Source organism: Streptomyces sp. CAU 1734 (assembly GCF_039888735.1).
In the GTDB taxonomy this organism is placed as follows: Bacteria; Actinomycetota; Actinomycetes; order Streptomycetales; family Streptomycetaceae; genus Streptomyces.
The window spans coordinates 22,345-38,911 of record NZ_JBDQQP010000024.1; the positions used below are offsets into that span (position 1 = coordinate 22,345).

At 72.7% G+C, this 16,567-nt stretch carries 13 protein-coding genes; 7 read left to right on the forward strand and 6 right to left on the reverse strand.

Going from position 1 to position 16,567, the window contains the following annotated elements:
- Window positions 1-94 precede the first annotated feature (94 nt).
- Together AAFN69_RS32750 and AAFN69_RS32755 are read left to right on the forward strand one after the other, a co-directional pair.
- Window positions 95-682, forward strand: a complete 588-nt coding sequence (locus tag AAFN69_RS32750; RefSeq protein ID WP_347732547.1) for a Uma2 family endonuclease — start codon at window positions 95-97, stop codon at window positions 680-682.
- Between the two features lie 93 nt (window positions 683-775).
- Window positions 776-1,765: an aldo/keto reductase gene (locus AAFN69_RS32755; RefSeq protein WP_347732548.1), complete on the forward strand. Its 990-nt coding sequence runs from the start codon at window positions 776-778 to the stop codon at window positions 1,763-1,765.
- 181 nt (window positions 1,766-1,946) lie between these two features.
- On the opposite strand, the gene thpR is transcribed toward AAFN69_RS32755, so the two are convergent.
- From thpR to AAFN69_RS32770, 3 genes are read right to left on the reverse strand one after another with little or no spacing between them, the layout of a single operon-like run.
- Window positions 1,947-2,531: an RNA 2',3'-cyclic phosphodiesterase gene (thpR, locus tag AAFN69_RS32760; RefSeq protein WP_347732549.1), complete on the reverse strand. Its 585-nt coding sequence runs from the start codon at window positions 2,529-2,531 to the stop codon at window positions 1,947-1,949.
- 57 nt (window positions 2,532-2,588) lie between these two features.
- Window positions 2,589-3,920, reverse strand: coding sequence for an MFS transporter (locus AAFN69_RS32765; protein WP_347732550.1), 1,332 nt, complete (start codon window positions 3,918-3,920; stop codon window positions 2,589-2,591).
- A gap of 26 nt (window positions 3,921-3,946) precedes the next feature.
- On the reverse strand, window positions 3,947-4,324 hold the full coding sequence (locus AAFN69_RS32770; RefSeq protein ID WP_347732616.1) for a MarR family transcriptional regulator: 378 nt from the start codon (window positions 4,322-4,324) through the stop codon (window positions 3,947-3,949).
- Window positions 4,325-4,634: 310 nt separating this feature from the next.
- On the opposite strand from AAFN69_RS32770, the gene AAFN69_RS32775 reads away from it, so the two are divergent.
- Entirely contained in the window at window positions 4,635-4,817 is a 183-nt protein-coding gene (locus AAFN69_RS32775) for a ribbon-helix-helix protein, CopG family (protein WP_347732551.1), read from the forward strand.
- 105 nt (window positions 4,818-4,922) lie between these two features.
- On the opposite strand, the gene AAFN69_RS32780 is transcribed toward AAFN69_RS32775, so the two are convergent.
- The gene (locus AAFN69_RS32780) at window positions 4,923-6,371 is read right to left on the reverse strand and encodes an NCS2 family permease (protein WP_347732552.1); all 1,449 of its coding nucleotides are present in this window, start codon (window positions 6,369-6,371) and stop codon (window positions 4,923-4,925) included.
- A gap of 160 nt (window positions 6,372-6,531) precedes the next feature.
- Here AAFN69_RS32780 and AAFN69_RS32785 point away from each other — a divergent pair, with 160 nt between their 5' ends.
- Both AAFN69_RS32785 and AAFN69_RS32790 read left to right on the forward strand, forming a co-directional pair.
- On the forward strand, window positions 6,532-6,828 hold the full coding sequence (locus tag AAFN69_RS32785) for a DUF2530 domain-containing protein (RefSeq protein WP_347732553.1): 297 nt from the start codon (window positions 6,532-6,534) through the stop codon (window positions 6,826-6,828).
- A 77-nt stretch (window positions 6,829-6,905) separates the two neighbouring features.
- Window positions 6,906-9,341 carry an HAD-IC family P-type ATPase gene (locus AAFN69_RS32790; RefSeq protein WP_347732554.1) on the forward strand — a complete coding sequence of 812 codons (2,436 nt, stop codon included), beginning with the start codon at window positions 6,906-6,908 and terminating at the stop codon, window positions 9,339-9,341.
- Window positions 9,342-9,692: 351 nt separating this feature from the next.
- Here AAFN69_RS32790 and AAFN69_RS32795 read toward each other — a convergent pair whose 3' ends face one another.
- Window positions 9,693-12,950, reverse strand: a complete 3,258-nt coding sequence (locus AAFN69_RS32795; protein ID WP_347732555.1) for a molecular chaperone Hsp90 — start codon at window positions 12,948-12,950, stop codon at window positions 9,693-9,695.
- Window positions 12,951-13,198: 248 nt separating this feature from the next.
- Between AAFN69_RS32795 and AAFN69_RS32800 the strand changes: the two genes are divergently transcribed.
- On the forward strand, window positions 13,199-13,531 hold the full coding sequence (locus tag AAFN69_RS32800; protein WP_347732556.1) for a hypothetical protein: 333 nt from the start codon (window positions 13,199-13,201) through the stop codon (window positions 13,529-13,531).
- A gap of 144 nt (window positions 13,532-13,675) precedes the next feature.
- Here AAFN69_RS32800 and AAFN69_RS32805 read toward each other — a convergent pair whose 3' ends face one another.
- On the reverse strand, window positions 13,676-14,608 hold the full coding sequence (locus AAFN69_RS32805) for a DUF3027 domain-containing protein (RefSeq protein WP_347732557.1): 933 nt from the start codon (window positions 14,606-14,608) through the stop codon (window positions 13,676-13,678).
- 560 nt (window positions 14,609-15,168) lie between these two features.
- On the opposite strand from AAFN69_RS32805, the gene AAFN69_RS32810 reads away from it, so the two are divergent.
- Window positions 15,169-16,518, forward strand: coding sequence for an MFS transporter (locus AAFN69_RS32810; protein WP_347732558.1), 1,350 nt, complete (start codon window positions 15,169-15,171; stop codon window positions 16,516-16,518).
- Window positions 16,519-16,567: the final 49 nt, after the last annotated feature.

Consider the following 16,567-nt stretch of genomic DNA (forward strand, 5'->3'; position numbering starts at 1 on the left):
CCCGGCCCCGTATCGACGCGTATCCACCCGCCGGGCTTATCGTTGTACCGGGCGGCTGCCCGCGCCCGATGCGGCAGCGGGGAGGAGCGCCACGGTGACTGTTCTTGCAGACAGGATCGAGATGGCCGAAGTCAGCGCTGAACTCACACTCGACGTCATGTTCGAGTGGTTGGAGAAGTTGCCCATCCCCGAGGGATACAAGGTTGAGATCGTCGGGGGGAACGTCTTCATGTCACCACAGCGGCAGACGCACTGGGAAATCATCTTTGACATCGCGACGCAGTTGCTGGGCCGGTACCCGAGGAACCGCATCGCCTCCGACGTCCGTATCGATTTCCCCGGCCGGCTGAACGGCTTCGCCTGCGATATCGCGGCCTTCGCCGACGAGGCGGAAAGAGGGGACAACGGCCGCTGGGACCACGGCGACATCGAGTTCGTCGCCGAGGTGATCTCCCGCTCAACAGCAGCCGGCGACTACGGGAAGAAGAAGGAGGTCTACGCCGCCGCCGAGGTCCCCGTCTACCTGATCATCGACCCTTACACCGGCCAGTGGCACCTCCACACCCAGCCCAAGGACGGCGAATACCGGGGCGAGCTCACCCTGGAGTTCGGTGACCCCGTCGATCTCACCCACACCCCGGTCGGACTCACCCTCGCCACCGACGAGTTCCCCCGCGACTGACACGGCGGACACACCCGGATCCGCCGGGCATCCGGCCGAAGCCGGTGGAACCTCCTTGCCCGGAGGGCACTTCAGGGCGTTGGCTGGTGGCCCATGGAGTACACACAGCTCGGACGCACAGGTCTGAAGGTCAGCCGGCTCGTCCTCGGGACGATGAACTTCGGGCCGCACACCGACGAGGCCGGCAGTCACGCCATCATGGACGCCGCGCTCGGCGCCGGCGTCAATTTCTTCGACACCGCCAATGTCTACGGCTGGGGCGAGAACAAGGGCCGCACCGAGGAGATCATCGGCAGCTGGTTCGCCAAGGGCGGTGACCGCCGGGACAAGGTCGTGCTCGGGACCAAGGTCTACGGCGACATGAGCGCCGACGGGAACCCCTGGCCCAACCACAACAAGATCTCCGCGCTGAACATCCGGCGGTCGGTCGAGGCCAGTCTCCGGCGGCTCGGGACCGATCACATCGACATCTATCAATTCCACCACATCGACCGGGACACCCCTGTCGAGGAGATCTGGCAGGCCGTCGACACCCTGATCCAGCAGGGCAAGATCCTCTACGCGGGATCGTCCAACTTCCCGGGCTGGAAGATCGCCCAGGCCAATGAGGCCGCCCGCCGCCGGGGCTCGTACGGGCTGGTCAGCGAGCAGTGCCTGTACAACCTCATCGAGCGCCGGGCCGAGATGGAGGTCATCCCGGCCGCGCGGGAGTACGGTCTCGGCGTCATCCCCTGGTCGCCGCTGCACGGCGGGATCCTCGGCGGGATCCTCGGGAAGGCCGCCGGGGGCGGGCGCAGGTCCGCCGGGATGGGGGCCGAGCGACTGAAGCAGCCGGGGATGCGGCAGCGGATCCAGGCGTACGAGGATCTGCTCGACAAGCACGGACTGGAGCCCGGCGAGGTCGCGCTCGCCTGGCTGCTGACCCGGCCGGGGATCACCGGACCGATCGTCGGGCCGCGCACCGGGGAACAGCTGGCGAGCGCCGTGCGCGCGGTCTCTCTGGAGCTGAGCGGGGAGCTGCTGGCCGCGCTGGAGGAGATCTTCCCCGGCACGGGTCCGTCGCCGGAGGCGTTCGCCTGGTAGCCCGCGCGGGGCCGGGTGCCCTTCGGGTGCCCGGCCCGGGGGCGGCGCGCTGTGACGGGCGCCGGGGGCGGTCCGCCGGTGTTACTGGCCCGCCACCGCGGCCACCGCGATAATTGCGAACATCAGTACGAGTACGCCCGCCATGATCTTGTTTCTGGTCTTGGAATTCACAAGAACGAGGTTAACCCGCCCCGCCGGCCCCCTCCGCGCCGAGGGGCCACAACCCCACCGTCTCGTACCTCGGACCCTCCCCCGACACACCGCTCACCGGCAGATTGCTGCGCACCAGTGCGAGCTCCGTCACCTGCCAGCCGGCGCCCTCGAAGCCGCCGAGCTCCGCCGTGTACGGGGCGAGATCCATCTCCGTCCGGCTGCGCGCGACGGTCAGATGCGCCTTGTAGCGGCGGTGCTCCGCCATCTCCACGCCGGCCCGGCGGGCCGCCGCGTCCGCGCGCTCCGCGAGGAGCCGGAGCTCGGAGACACCGCCCGCCGCCCCGGCCCACAGGGCCCGCCGGCCGAAGTGGCCGGCGCCGTGGATCCGCAGCGGGAAGGGCTCGGTGCGATGGGCCGCCCGGCCGAGGCGGTCGCGCAGCTCGGGCAGCAGCCGTTCGCCGACCTCCCCCATGAAGGCGAGGGTGAAGTGCCAGCCCGCCCGGCCGGTCCAGCGCAGACCGTCCGAGCCGGGCAGCGCGTGCAGACGGTCGACGGCGAGCCCGAGTTCCCGGGCGGCCTCCGCGGGCGGCAGGACAGCGGCGAAGAGTCTCATACGGTCGAGTCTCGCCCACCGCCGGGCGGCGGGAGCCCGGGGCCCGGCCCGCAGCGCCTACACCGCCGTGGTCAGCCGCTCCTTCGGCACGAACTCCAGATGCTTGCGGCCCCGGCGCAGATCCACCTTCAGCCGCAGACCGCCCACCCGCGCCAGCATCAGGCCGACCGCCACCGCCGCGAGCAGCGAGACCGCGCCGCCGGCCGCGAGGCCGATCCGCGGGCCGTAGGTGTCGGTGATCCAGCCGAAGAGCGGGCCGCCCAGCGGCGTACCGCCGACGAAGACCATCATGAACAGGCTCATCACCCGGCCCCGGACCGCCGGGTCCGTCGCCGTCTGGACCGCGGAGTTCGCGGTGACATTGACGGTGAGGCCGAACATCCCGACCAGCACCATCAGCAGGGCGAAGAGCCAGAACCACGGCGAGAACGCGGCCAGGATCTCCAGCGCGCCGAAGAGCACCGCGGCGCCGACCAGTATCCGCAGCCGGGAGGTGCCGCGCCGGGCCGCGAGCAGGGCGCCTATCAGGGAACCGACCGCCATCAGCACATTGAGCAGGCCATAGGTGACCGCGCCCGCGTCATAGACGTCGTGGACGAAGGCGGTGAGCCAGATCGGGAAGTTGAAGCCGAAGGTGCCGATGAATCCGATCAGGACGATGGGCCAGATCAGCTCGGGATGGGCGGAGACATACTTCAGGCCCTCTCTCAGCTGGCCCTTTCCGCGCGGGGTCACCTCGGCCTTCAGCAGCTCGGAGGTGCGCATCAGCAGCAGGGCCGCGATGGGCGCGAGGAAGGAGAGGCCGTTGAAGAGGAAGGCCCAGCCGGTGCCGACGGCGGTGATCAGCACACCGGCGACGGCCGGGCCGACGAGCCGGGCGGACTGGAAGTTGGCGGAGTTGAGGCTGACGGCGTTGGCGAGCTGGTCCGGGCCGACCATCTCGTGCACAAAGGTCTGCCGGGCCGGGTTGTCGAGGACGGTGACGAGCCCGAGCAGGAACGCCGTGAGATAGACATGCCAGACCTGGACCTGACCGGTGAGGGTGAGGACGGCGAGCGCGAGGCCGGTGAGGGCCATCGCGGACTGGGTGCCCAGCAGCAGCGGGCGCTTGGGCAGCCGGTCGGCGAGGACGCCGCCGTACAGCCCGAAGAGCAGGATCGGCAGGAACTGGAGGGCGATCGTGATGCCCACCGCGGATGCCGATCCGGTGAGGGTGAGCACCAGCCAGTCCTGAGCGATCCGCTGCATCCAGGTGCCGGTGTTGGAGACGACCTGGCCGATGGCGAAGAGCCGGTAGTTGCGGATCCTGAGCGAGCTGAACATGGCCCCGCGGGCGGGGGTAGAAGGGGTGGGTGCGGGTGCGGAGTCTGCTCCGGGTCCCGTACGCAAAAGCGTTCGCCTCCTTGGGGTGATTTCTACAGGTGCGCGAGTTTCTCCAGGACCGGGGCGGCGGCGCGGAGCTTGGCCCATTCGTCCTCGTCGAGGCCGGCCGCGAGACCGGCCAGCCAGACATTCCGCTTGCGGCGGCTCTCCTCCAGCATGGCCCTGGCCTCCTCGGTCCGGCTGACGACCTTCTGCCGCCGGTCGTCGGGGTGGGGTTCGAGCCGGACCAGCCCCTTGGCCTCCAGCAGCGCCACGATCCTGGTCATGGACGGCGGCTGGACGTGCTCCTTGCGGGCCAGCTCACCGGGGGTGGCCGAGCCGCAGCGGGCGAGGGTGCCGAGCACCGACATCTCGGTCGGGCTCAGGGACTCGTCCACCCGCTGGTGCTTCAGCCGGCGGCCGAGCCGCATCACGGCGGAGCGCAGCGCGTTGACCGCCGCCTCGTCCGCCGCCGCCCGGTCCTCGGACACGGGGGCACCGGCGGGGGTGCCGGGATACGGGGCGATGCCGGCACCGGACCCGGAATCCGGGTCGGGGTCGGCGTCTTCGGGGCCGGCGTCCTCGGTGGCGCCGCCCTGCGGGAGAGCTGACAGGTCAGACATGTTTGTTAGCATAACTCATTACCCTGCCTAAAGACCAGTCGATATTCATATCACCCGTACGGGTGACAGCTGCCCGGAAAGCCGCGCATCGGACGGGGGCGGACCGCGACCCTGAGGCATGGGATCGACTGTGCTCAGCCTGCGGATAGACGGTGCGCTGCTCGACCGGCTCCGGCATCACGCCGCCAGACGCGGAATGAGCGTCCAGGACTATGTGGTCCAGACGCTCATCCGGGACGACTTCGACGAGCGCTTCCAGGCGGCTGTCGACGAGACGGAGGAGTTCTACGGCCGGATGTAGGGCCGGACACGGGGTGACGCGGGGGCGCGGGGCGGGAAACGGGCGGGACCCGTGTCCGGCCGCCCGGAGGGGGCGGCCGGACACGGGTCCCGGGGCCGCGGCGCCCTACGTCAGGCCGAGCGCGGGCATCGCGTAGTAGAAGACGAAGACCGCCGACACCGCGTACATCGCGATCGGGACCTCCCGGCCGCGCCCGGCCGCCAGCCGCAGCACGCAGAACGAGATGAAGCCGATCCCGATGCCGTTGGTGATCGAGTAGGTGAACGGCATCATCACCATCGCCAGGAACGCCGGCACCGAGACGGTGAAGTCGCTCCAGTCGATGTCCCGGACCGAACCGGCCAGGATCAGGAAGCCGACCGCCAGCAGCGCGGGCGTCGCGGCCTGCGACGGGACCATCGTGGCGAGCGGGGTGAGGAAGAGCGCCACCGAGAAGAGCGCGCCGGTGACCACCGACGCCAGTCCGGTGCGCGCGCCCTCGCCCACGCCGGCCGTGGACTCCACGAAGCAGGTCGTCGCCGACGACGAGGTCGCGCCGCCGGAGGCGACCGCGATGCCGTCCACGAAGAGCACCTTGTTGATGCCGGGGAGATTGCCCTTCTTGTCCAGCAGCTTGGCCTCGTCACCGACGCCGAGGATGGTGCCCATCGCGTCGAAGAAGCAGGACAGCAGGACGGTGAAGACGAAGAGGGAGCCGGTGAGGATGCCGACCTTCTCGAAGCCGCCGAACAGGCTGACCTCGCCGACCAGCCCGAAATCGGGGGTGGAGACGGGGTTGCCGGGCCACTTGGGGGTGGTCAGGCCCCAGGACGGGACCTTGGCCACCGCTTCGATGATCATGGCGACGACCGTCATCACGACGATGGAGATCAGGATCGCGCCCGGCGCCTTGCGGATGATCAGGATCAGGGTCAGCAGGGTGCCGAGGATGAAGACCAGGACCGGCCAGCCCAGCAGATGGCCGCCGGTGCCCAGGGTGATCGGGACGGTGGTCTGGGCGACGTCCGGGATGCGCGAGACGAAGCCGGAGTCGACCAGGCCGATCAGCATGATGAAGAGACCGATGCCGATCGCGATGCCCTTGCGCAGACTGCGCGGCACCGCGCTCATCACGCGTTCCCGCAGACCGGTGGCGACCAGCAGCATCACCACGAAGCCGGCGAGGACCACCATGCCCATCGCGTCCGGCCAGGACATCCGGGGCGCGAGCTGGAGCGCGACGACGGTGTTCACACCCAGGCCGGCCGCGAGCGCGATCGGGACATTGCCGATCACGCCCATGAGCAGGGTGGAGAAGGCCGCCGTCAGCACGGTCGCGGTGACCAGCTGGCCGTTGTCGAGCTGGTTGCCGTACATGTCCTTCGCGCTGCCCAGGATGATCGGGTTGAGCACGATGATGTACGCCATCGCGAAGAAGGTGGCGAAACCGCCGCGCAGCTCGCGGCCGACCGTGGAGCCACGCTCGGAGATCTTGAAGTAGCGGTCCAGGCCGCTGACGGTGCCCGTGCCCTTCGGCTGATGCTCGGGGGCGGCGGCGGGGGCCGAGGGGGTCATGCGGTCCTCATTAGCTTGGAGCTTCCTACAAAGGAATCCGGTCACGAGCAAACCGTTTCAGTATGAACATATAGGGCCTATGAACGCTATCTCCGCGCGTAGACCCAGTTCCCCGTTGGTGTCGGAGGGCCGCCTGTCAGGTGGTGCCTACACTGGGCGCATGGCGAAGTGGACCCCCAAGCACGAGGCACCCGAGCCCCTGGAGGGGCCGGTCGTCGCCACCATCACCGGTGGGACGATCCTCTGGTTCGTCCTCTTCCTGGTGCAGATCCCCTTCTACGGCTGGTTCGCCGACCGCGACCTGATGTGGTGGGTGTGGACCTGCCTCGCCGGCGCCGGTCTCGGCCTGATCGGCATCTGGTACGTCCGGGCCCGCGACGCCGCGATCAAGCGGGCGCGATCCGCCGAGTCCGCCGAGCCCTCCGGGGACCGGCCGGCCGGGTCCGCGCGGTCCTGAGCCGCCGGCCGGACACAACACGGCGTTCATCGCTCTTCACCGGGTGAAGCCGGGCCCGCCCCCGTACCGTACGGACCATGACCCAGCGGGCGAGCATCGACGGGGACGGCCCGGAACCGGGCAGCCGGGCCGGCGGAACAGCGACCGGCACACCGCCCGCCGGGAGAGCCGGCGGGCTGACCTCCGCCGAGGTGGCCGAGCGGATCGCGCGCGGCGAGGTCAATGACGTACCCGTACGGTCGTCCCGCTCCACCGCCGACATCGTCCGGGGCAATGTCCTCACCCGCTTCAACGCCATCATCGGCGTCCTCTGGGTGATCATGTTCTTTGTCGCGCCGATCCAGGACAGCCTCTTCGGCTTCGTGATCATCGCCAACACCGGCATCGGCATCGTCCAGGAGCTCCGCGCCAAGAGGACCCTCGACGGGCTCGCAGTGATCGGCAAGGCCAAGCCGACCGTGCGCCGGGACGGGGCCGCCGCCGAGATCTCCACCTCCGCCATCGTCCTGGGCGATCTGGTCGAGCTCGGCCCCGGCGACAAGGTCGTCGTGGACGGCGAGGTGGTGGAGAGCGAGAGCCTGGAGATCGACGAGTCACTGCTGACCGGCGAGGCCGATCCCGTACTGAAACAGCCCGGCGATCCGGTGATGTCCGGCAGCTTCGTGGTCGCGGGCGGCGGCGCCTTCACCGCGACCAGGGTGGGACGGGAGGCGTACGCCGCGCAGCTCGCCGAGGAGGCGTCCCGCTTCACCCTCGTCCGCTCCGAACTGCGCAGCGGTATCAGCACCATCCTCAAATATGTGACCTGGATGATGGTCCCGACCGCGATCGGGCTGATCATCAGCCAGCTCGTCGTCAAGGACAACAACTTCAAGGACTCCGTCGCCCGGACCGTCGGCGGAATCGTGCCGATGATCCCCGAGGGACTGGTGCTGCTGACCTCCGTCGCCTTCGCGATCGGGGTCGTCCGGCTGGGCCGCAAGCAGTGCCTGGTGCAGGAGCTGCCCGCGATCGAGGGGCTCGCTCGGGTCGATGTCGTCTGTCTCGACAAGACCGGCACCCTCACCGAGGGCGGTATGGACGTCACCGAGCTGCGCCCGCTCGACGGCGCGGACGAGGCGTACACCCGGCGGGTCCTCGGTGCGCTCGGCGCGTCGGATCCGCGTCCCAACGCCTCTCTCCGGGCCGTGATCGACGCCTTCCCCGCCCCGGACGGCGGCTGGCGGCCGACCGAGAGCCTGCCCTTCTCCTCCGCCCGCAAGTACAGCGGCGCGGTCGTCACGGAGGACGGCGGGCGGAGCCGGGGCTGGCTGCTGGGCGCGCCCGATGTCCTGCTCCCCGCCGGCGATCCCGCACTCGCCGGCCTCGACCGGCTCAATGAGCAGGGGCTGCGGGTGCTCCTGCTCGCCCGTACCCGGTCCGCCGGCGGACTGGACTCCCCCTCGGTGGCCGAGGGCGTCCAACCCACCGCGCTGGTGGTGCTGGAACAGCGGCTGCGGCCGGACGCCGCCGACACCCTGCGCTACTTCGCCGACCAGGACGTCGCCGCCAAGGTCATCTCCGGCGACAACGCGGTCTCGGTCGGCGCGGTCGCCGCGAAGCTCGGGCTGCCGGGCGCCGAGCACACCGTCGACGCCCGCCGGCTGCCCGCCGAACGCGAGGCGATGGCCGCCGAGCTGGAGGCCCACGCGGTCTTCGGCCGGGTCACCCCGCAGCAGAAGCGGGACATGGTGGGAGCCCTCCAGTCCCGGGGGCACACCGTCGCGATGACCGGTGACGGCGTCAATGACGTTCTCGCGCTCAAGGACGCGGACATCGGCGTCGCCATGGGCTCCGGCTCGGAGGCGACCCGCGCGGTGGCGCAGATCGTGCTGCTGAACAACAGCTTCGCCACGCTGCCGTCGGTGGTGGCCGAGGGCCGCCGGGTGATCGGCAACATCACCCGGGTCGCCACGCTCTTCCTCACCAAGACGGTGTACTCGGTGCTGCTCGCCGTGCTGGTGGTGTGCAGCCAGGTCGAGTACCCCTTCCTGCCCCGGCATCTGACCCTGCTGTCGACGCTGACGATCGGCGTACCGGCCTTCTTCCTGGCACTCGCCCCCAACCGCGAGCGGGCCGGGCCGCACTTCGTGAAACGGGTGATGCGGTACGCCATCCCGGCCGGGATCATCGCGGCGGCGGCCACCTTCACGGTCTATCTGCTGGCCCGCTCCCACTACAGCGGTCCGGGCGCGCTGGACGCCGAGACGAGCGCGGCGACGCTGACCCTCTTCCTGGTCTCGATGTGGGTCCTGGCGATCATCGCCCGCCCCTACACCTGGTGGCGGGTCTGTCTGGTGGGCGCGATGGGGCTGGGCTTTCTGATCGTGCTGGTGGTGCCGTGGCTCCAGGAGTTCTTCGCGCTGAAGCTGGTGGGGACGACGATGCCGTGGACGGCGGTGGGGGTCGCGGCGGCGGGGGCGGGGCTGCTGGAGCTGAGCTGGCGGTGGGTGGACCGCCGTTTTCCCGTGTAGCGGGGGGCGGTGCGGTTCTCCGGGGCCGGGGCCGGGGCCGGGGCCTTGCGGGGCCCGGGTCCTTTGCGGGGCTCCGCCCCGAACCCCGCGCCTCAAACGCCGGCGGGGCTTGATTTTGGCGCTCTGCGCCTCAATCACCGGCGGGGCCCAGCTTTGGCACCCCACGCCTCAATCACCGGCGGAGCCCGGTTTTGGCACCCCCCGCCTCAATCACCGGCGGGGCCCGGTTTTGGCACCCCGGTTGTGCACAGGGATGCCCGATAACCCGCACTCGTGAGCGAGGGTGCCGAATTCCCAGCCCCGCCGGCGATTGAGGCGCGGGGTCCGGGGCGGAGCCCCGGGGAGGGGCCGTCAGGGCCGGGGGTCGAACCAGCGGTCGCGGGAGAGTTCCTCCGTGCGGGAGGGGTCCTCCAGCAGCGCCGCGACCTCGAAGCGCCTCGGCCACTGGCCCGCCGCCCAGGCGAGCCCGGCGGCCACGCCCTCCAGGGTGGCGGCGTGGACCGTCCCGTCCGGGGTGCGGCGCCACTCCAGCTCCGCGCCGCCCGCGATCAGCTCGTCGTGCTCGGTGTACGAGGCCGGGGCGCCGGGACCGAGCAGGCTCCGCACCGGCTCGGGCACGGCATGCTCCTCGCCCTCCGAGGTCACCTCCGCCGCGACGGCCTCGCTCAGGCGCCGCACCTGGAAGAGCTCGGCCAGGTCGGCGGCGTGCCCGGGCGCCACCGGCAGCAGCGGCAGCCCGCCCGCGAGCGGCAGCAGATCGGGGGCGTCCGCCACCACCGCGTCGGCGGCGTCCACCACGCGTACGGCACCGTCGACCACGGCCCGCACCTCGTCGGGCAGGGTCACCTGCTCCGGGTCGAGCTCCGCCAGCGCCGTGTAGAGGCCGTGCAGCTGCGCGGCGCGCACCGGAAGATCCGGGTCGGCGAGGCGGCCCAGCAGCTCGGCGGCGCCGCCCGGCTCGTCCAGCAGCGCGGCGGCGGAGGTGCGCACCCCCAGGGCGCGCAGCACCTGGACGTCGTCGAAGCCGGTCGCGTCGACCGCCTCGTACAGACCCTCCAGCAGCGGATCGCCCCCGGCGGCCCGCAGTCCGGCCGGGCGTCGGCCGCCGATGACCGGATGGTCGCGCAGCCACCAGGCCGTGTGGGAGCGCACCGTCTCGGTGGTGCCGTCCGGCAGGAGTACGCGTACGGGATGGATCAGCGCGTCCCGCAGCGGCGGGCGGGCGAGCAGGGCGAGCGCCTGCGGCCAGCAGTCGTCGTCCACGAGATCGAGATCGCGCACGGCGGTGATCTCGGTGGCGACCGGCGGTACGGAGGTCTCGGGCAGCCGGTCGAGCACGTCCTCGCACCAGACGTCCACCGCGTCCAGCAGGCCCGGGTCGTCGGGCTCCGCGTAATCCCCGTCGCGGGGCTCCAGCTCATCGGGGTCGAGCACCACATCGGTGGCGCGCACCAGCGTGAAGCCGGCCAGCACCCCGCAGGCGGCCAGCGGCTGTTCGCCCCAGCGGGCGGCGAGGTCGGCGTCGCAGAGGGCGAGCTCGTCCCGGCGCATCACCAGGGCGAAGGGGCTGCCGGGGAGGACCAGCTCGCCGGCGGGGGCGAGTTCGCCGTCCTCGTCGGGGAGGGCGAGGGCGCCGAGCCAGGGCTCGTCACCGGGTTCGAGCGCGGCGTCCCGGACCAGGGCCAGCACCAGCTCGGCGAGTTCCCCGTCGTCGAGGGTGTCGGTGTCGTCGTCGAACCAGACCTCTCCCTCGTCCAGCGATCCGGCGACGGCGGCCCGGACCTGAGGTGTGGTCAGCACGGCGCGCGGGGTGGCGGGCAGCGCGCCCAGCTTCTCCAGCAGGGGGTGGGCGGCGTCCGGGTGCACCACCTTCAGGCCGAGGCGGGCCAGCCGGGCGGGCGTGTCGGCGAGCGGGAGCAGGGTCTGGCGGGGGCCGATGGTGGTCCGGCCGTCGGCGAGCGGCACGGGCAGCCCGGTGAGCCGGTCGGGGTCGGTTCCGGCCAGGCTGTCGTAGAGCCGCCGCCACCAGCCCGGGTCGCGTTCCAGGCCGGCGAGCCGGTCGATCGCCTCGGTCAGCGGGACCCGGGCGACCCCGAGGGTGCGCAGTTCGGCGCGGCGCTCCAGGCCGGCGGGGAGCAGGCTCGGCAGCACCTCGGAGAGCACGCGCACGGTGTCGGCGCCCGCGCCCTCCAGCACCTCGGCCTCGATGGGCCGCAGGGCGGCGGCGGACGCCGGACCGGAGAGCCCCGCCGTGTCGTGGTCGAGGAGATCGGGCGCGGCAGTGGCGGCGCGGCCGGCTTCGTCCCCGCTGTCGTCGCGGGGCGCGGCGGGCTCCAGGAAGGCGGTGCGCGGCAGCAGCGCGAGGAGCTGTGCCCGCAGCACGCCGTCCAGCTCGCCCTTGCCGAGGGGGCCCGGCACGAGGTCGATCAGGGCGGTGGTGACCGGCCGCCAGTCGCCGAGGAGTTCGGCGTACGCCCGCGCCGCGCGCTCGATCAGGAAGTCGGTCAGCGGCCCGGGGGCCGGGTGGCGCCGGGTGGTGTCCAGCGGCAGCGAGGCGATCAGCAGCGCCGGTACGCCGAGGGGCTCGTCGGTCGGGGTCGGGGCGTGGAAGACGGGCGCGGTGGCCGGCCGGAGTGGGGCGCCCTCGCCGTCCACCGGCACGGCCCAGGTGACGGTCCAGTGCGGGCGCAGCCGCTCCTCGATGGGGCGGTCGCGCAGCAGACCGGCCTCGATGGCGCCGTGGTGGCTGATGGTCCGCCAGCGGCGGTCGGCGTGGGCGCTGTCGCTGTCCTGGATGCGGACATGGGGGCCGTCGGTGGAGCGGCGCAGGGTGCGGAGGCCGTCGGGGGTCTCGATCACGATCTCGGTGAGACCGGAGAGGGTGAGGAGGAGGGCGTCGTCGATGCCGGCGAGGAGGCGTTCGACGAGGTCGACGGCGGCGACGTCGCGGAGCGGCAGGACGACGACGGTGTCGTAGCCCTCGGGGGCGGTGCCCTCGGCGGGCAGCGGGAGCCGCAGCAGCGGGACGTGACCGTCGCGGCGGCGGAGCTCGTCGCCGAGGCCGGGGCTGGCCAGGGCGGTCTCGCGGGTGAGTTCGGCCGCCTCGGCGAGGGACCAGCGGACGCCGCCGTGGCGGCCGAGGACGGCGGGCTCGTCGCTGACGGCGAGGACGGCGGCGAAGCCGACGCCGAACCGGCCGACGCTGGCGGGGGCGCCGGGGCCGGACTCGGTGATGACGGCGGTGCTGTGGGCGGCCTCGGTGCCGCTGTCGCGCTTGGCGGAGGCGCGCAGGGTGGAGAGGGATTCGACGCCGGCGGCGTCGAGCGGCGCGCCGGTGTTGGCGGCGGCGAGGACGGCGGTGCCGTTCACCCCGTCCTTGCCGAGGGTGAGCCGGAGCCTGCCGGGGGTGCCGGCGCGGGCGGCGGCGTCGGCGGCGTTCTGGGCGAGTTCGATGACGAGCCGGTCGCGGTAGCCGCCGAGGACGAGATCCTCCTCGGCATTGGCGTCCTCCCGGAAACGGGCCGGCCCGGCTCCCCACGCGTCGAGCACCCCCCGCCGCAGCCGGGCGGTCCCGAACGGGTCGGCCCCCTCGGTGGTCGTGATGCTCACGCTGTAGCTCCGCTCTGTGTTCGTGGCGGGCCGGTTCGGCCCGTTGCGGCCGAAGGTACCGCGTCGCGGCACGGGTCTTCCCGCCCGCGCCCTCGGCGGGGTTGTTTTGTCCGCCGGGCGCGGTGCGGGGCCGGCGGGGCCCGGTCGCCCGGCCGGCGGGGCCCGGTGCCCCTGCGGCATGAGCGGAATCGCCGAGGTCATCGTGTTGGCGCCGGACGCCGGCGAGGTCATGGAGCCGCTCACCCGGGATGGATCCGTCCCGCACCTGGTACGGCCGGTTCGTGCCGGTGCGGGCCGATCTCGGCCCCCTCGGTCACGGCTGGGCCGGCGAATCCCCGGGCCTCGGCGACCGGTCCGGACCGCTGCGGCACCCGGAGTCGCTGCCGTGGCGGCGGCCGGAGACCGGGCAGGTCCTCAGCCACGACGAGGAGGACCACTGTTCCGGCCTGTGGATGAGGCGCGGCGGCGGGCTGGTGGAGGTCCCGCTGCCGGGCACCGAGCGCTTCCTCGTCCCCCGGCGGGGGGGGACGAGGAGAAACCACCGCACCCGGGTTTCCCGCTGCGGACGGACCGGGAGGTGAGACCGGGCGACCGGCGGACCCCGCCGGAGTTCAGGGGCCCCCGGCCCGCCCGGTGGCGGCGGATCCGGGCCGGGGCCGCCACGCGCGGACGGTCCGGCGGGGTGGTCCCCGCCGGCCCGGCGGGGCGCAGGCCCCGCGTGAGATCTAGGAGTGGCCCAGATCCGCGTCGGCGCCCGCCTCCGCGACCGCGGGCACGGAGCCCGCGTCCGCCTCCGGGTGGAGCGGGAAGGCGTCGGAGGCCACCGAGTCGAAGACCGGGGGCGGCGGCTGCGGGGTCTTCGGCATGACCGCCGCCTCGGAGTGGCCGCCGCAGCCGTACGAGAGCGAGACCACCCGGCCGTCGGCCGGGGAGAACTCATTGGCGCACACGCCGAACGCCTGGCTCAGCGAGCCCGCCATCGGCATCAGGAAAGCGCAGGTCACACAGGTCGCCGGGGCGGCCTGTGCCATCGGGGTCGCGGCGCCGAAGGACTCCTCCCAGCGGTCCGCCGCGATCCGCAGGCCGTAGCGGGAGAGCACCCGGGCCCGCCGCATGCCCAGTTCCTCGGCGAGCGCCGCGATCTGGCCCCGGGTGACCGAGACGGCGGCCGGGATGCGGTCGGTGAGCTCGGCGTCCTCTTCCTCGACGCGTTCGGCCAGGTCGTGGGAGGTCTCGGCGATCACCGAATTCGGCGGCGGCGCGTCCTCGCCGGAGTAGCCCGGCTCCAGGCGCAGATCCTCCGCCTCGGTCGGCAGCAGATCGCCGGGGCCCATGTCACCGGGGCGGAGCCGCTCGCTCCAGGGCACCCACTCGGGTGCCAGCAGGGCATCGGGACCGGGCAGCAGGACGGTTTCGTCCAGCGTGACGATCTTCGCGCGGGAGGCCCGGGCCACGGTGACGGCCCAGCGCCAGCCCCGGTAGCCGGGCTCCTTGCACTCGAAGAAGTGTGTGACGACCCTGTCCCCCTCGGAGACAAGGGACACATGCTCACCCACCACTCCCGGGGCGGCTACCTCCTCCGCGGCGGTTCGGGCGAGGTCCACCGCCTCGGCGCACAGGCGGTCGGGGGTACGGCTTCGCGTCGTCGCAGCACTCACAGGTCTCGCTTCTCTCCTACGCCGTCTCACGGGTGCGCCTGCCGATCCGTGAGGCAAGGGCCGCAGGCGGAGCGGACCTGGGGGCCGCATCGACGTCCGCGCCCAGACCAACCTGTCTCGGGCACACCTACCGCCATCCATTCTGCGGGATGCCGAAGAGGCGCGCGGCCGAGAACAATCGCCGGTGGCGCGCTACGCACGCTACCCCTTCCACAGCGCTGCGCCCACACGCGCGTCCCACAAGAACCCCCCGGCACCCCCGGGACCTGCCGTGAAGGAGCCCCGAGAACGGTTCCGGAGGGGCCCGCCGGGGCCCCGGGAAGGGCGCCGAAACGCCCCGGGCGGGTCTTGAGCGGTGCTTGAGAATTTACGGAGATGTCCGGGAGCTGTCCGGGAAGGACCGGTCCGGGGGCCGCGGCGGCCGGGGCCGGGAATCCCGTACGCCCCGGGGGACCGTCCGGGGGCGGGCGCGGGCGCCGGTGCGCCGGACACACCGCCGGATCCGACCCGCGACGGCGCATCACCGGTATTCCCACAGGAGCTTGGGGCAGTATGACGGCGTGACAGCCGCCAGGTCGTCCGACGGGCCCGGACCGCTCCGGAGAGCGGGCCGGGCGATCGCCCGCGCGCTCCATCTGCCGTTCACCGGCACGGCGCGCGGAATCCGCCGTGCCACCCATGCCCATGGCGCGGGTGAGTCGGGGCTCGGAAAGCTGATCGAACTGCATGCCGTCAACGGCGCGGGCGACGTCATGATCACGGTCGCGCTGGCCTCCACCGTCTTCTTCTCCGTACCGACCGACGAGGCGCGCGGCCGGGTCACCCTCTATCTGGCGATCACCCTCGCCCCCTTCGCGCTGCTCGCCCCGGTCATCGGCCCGCTGCTCGACCGCATCCCGCACGGCCGCCGCGCGGCGATGGCGGGCGCGATGCTCACCCGGGCCGTGCTGGCGCTGGGGCTCTCCGGGGCGGTCGCCACGGGGGAGCTGGAGCTGTATCCGGCGGCGCTGGGGGTGCTGGTCGCGTCGAAGGCGTACGGGGTGATCCGCAGCGCCGTCGTGCCCCGGCTGCTGCCGGCCGGGTTCTCCCTGGTGAAGGCGAATTCCCGGGTCACCCTGGCGGGCCTGCTGGCCACCGGGGTGGCCGCGCCGATCGGTGCGGGCCTGCACCGCATCGGTCCGCCGTGGCCGCTGTACGGGGCGTGCGCGCTCTTTCTCCTGGGCACCTACTGGGCCCTGCGGATGCCGCCCAAGGTGGACTCCGCGAAGGGCGAGCGGCGGGTGCGCATCCTCTCCCACGGCGAGAAGAAGCCCAGTCTGCGCACGGTCGGCCCGTCGGTGCTCCACGGCCTCCAGGCGAACGCCTCCTTCCGGATGCTCTCCGGGTTTCTCATCTTCTTCCTGGCGTTTCTGCTGCGCGAGCATCCGATGGCCGGGCAGAGCGCGGCCGTTTCGCTCGGGATCGTCGCCGTCTCGGCGGGGGCGGGCAATGCCCTCGGCACCGCCGTCGGTGCCTGGCTGCGGGCCCGCGGGCCCGAGATGATCATCGTCACGGTGCAGGGCATCGTGCTGACCGCGGCGATCGCGGCGGCGGTCTTCTTCGGCGCGGGCATGGTCGCGGTGCTGGCCGCGACGGCGGGCCTGTGCCAGGCGCTGGCGAAGCTCTCGCTGGACGCGCTGATCCAGCGGGACGTGCCGGAGGAGGTGCGCACCTCCGCCTTCGCCCGCTCCGAGACGCTGCTCCAGATGTCCTGGGTGGCCGGCGGGGCGATCGGGATCGTGCTGCCGCTGAACGGCGCGCTCGGCATGTCGGTCGCGGCGGGCATCGTCGGCACGGGGGCGGCGGTCGCCGGGCGCGGCCTGCTGAGGGCCTCCCGGGGCGGCCCGCAGCCGCGGGCCCGGCCGGTCTGACGGAGCCTCCCCGGACGGCCCCCCGGACGGCCCCGCGCGAGGCCGGGCC

Coding starts and splice junctions, on each gene's coding strand:
- AAFN69_RS32755 (WP_347732548.1), top strand. CDS start 776: ATGGAGTACACACAGCTCGGACGCACAGGTCTGAAGGTCAGCCGGCTC.
- thpR (WP_347732549.1), bottom strand. CDS start 2,531: ATGAGACTCTTCGCCGCTGTCCTGCCGCCCGCGGAGGCCGCCCGGGAA.
- AAFN69_RS32770 (WP_347732616.1), bottom strand. CDS start 4,324: ATGCGGCTCGGCCGCCGGCTGAAGCACCAGCGGGTGGACGAGTCCCTG.
- AAFN69_RS32775 (WP_347732551.1), top strand. CDS start 4,635: ATGGGATCGACTGTGCTCAGCCTGCGGATAGACGGTGCGCTGCTCGAC.
- AAFN69_RS32780 (WP_347732552.1), bottom strand. CDS start 6,371: ATGACCCCCTCGGCCCCCGCCGCCGCCCCCGAGCATCAGCCGAAGGGC.
- AAFN69_RS32785 (WP_347732553.1), top strand. CDS start 6,532: ATGGCGAAGTGGACCCCCAAGCACGAGGCACCCGAGCCCCTGGAGGGG.
- AAFN69_RS32790 (WP_347732554.1), top strand. CDS start 6,906: ATGACCCAGCGGGCGAGCATCGACGGGGACGGCCCGGAACCGGGCAGC.
- AAFN69_RS32800 (WP_347732556.1), top strand. CDS start 13,199: ATGGATCCGTCCCGCACCTGGTACGGCCGGTTCGTGCCGGTGCGGGCC.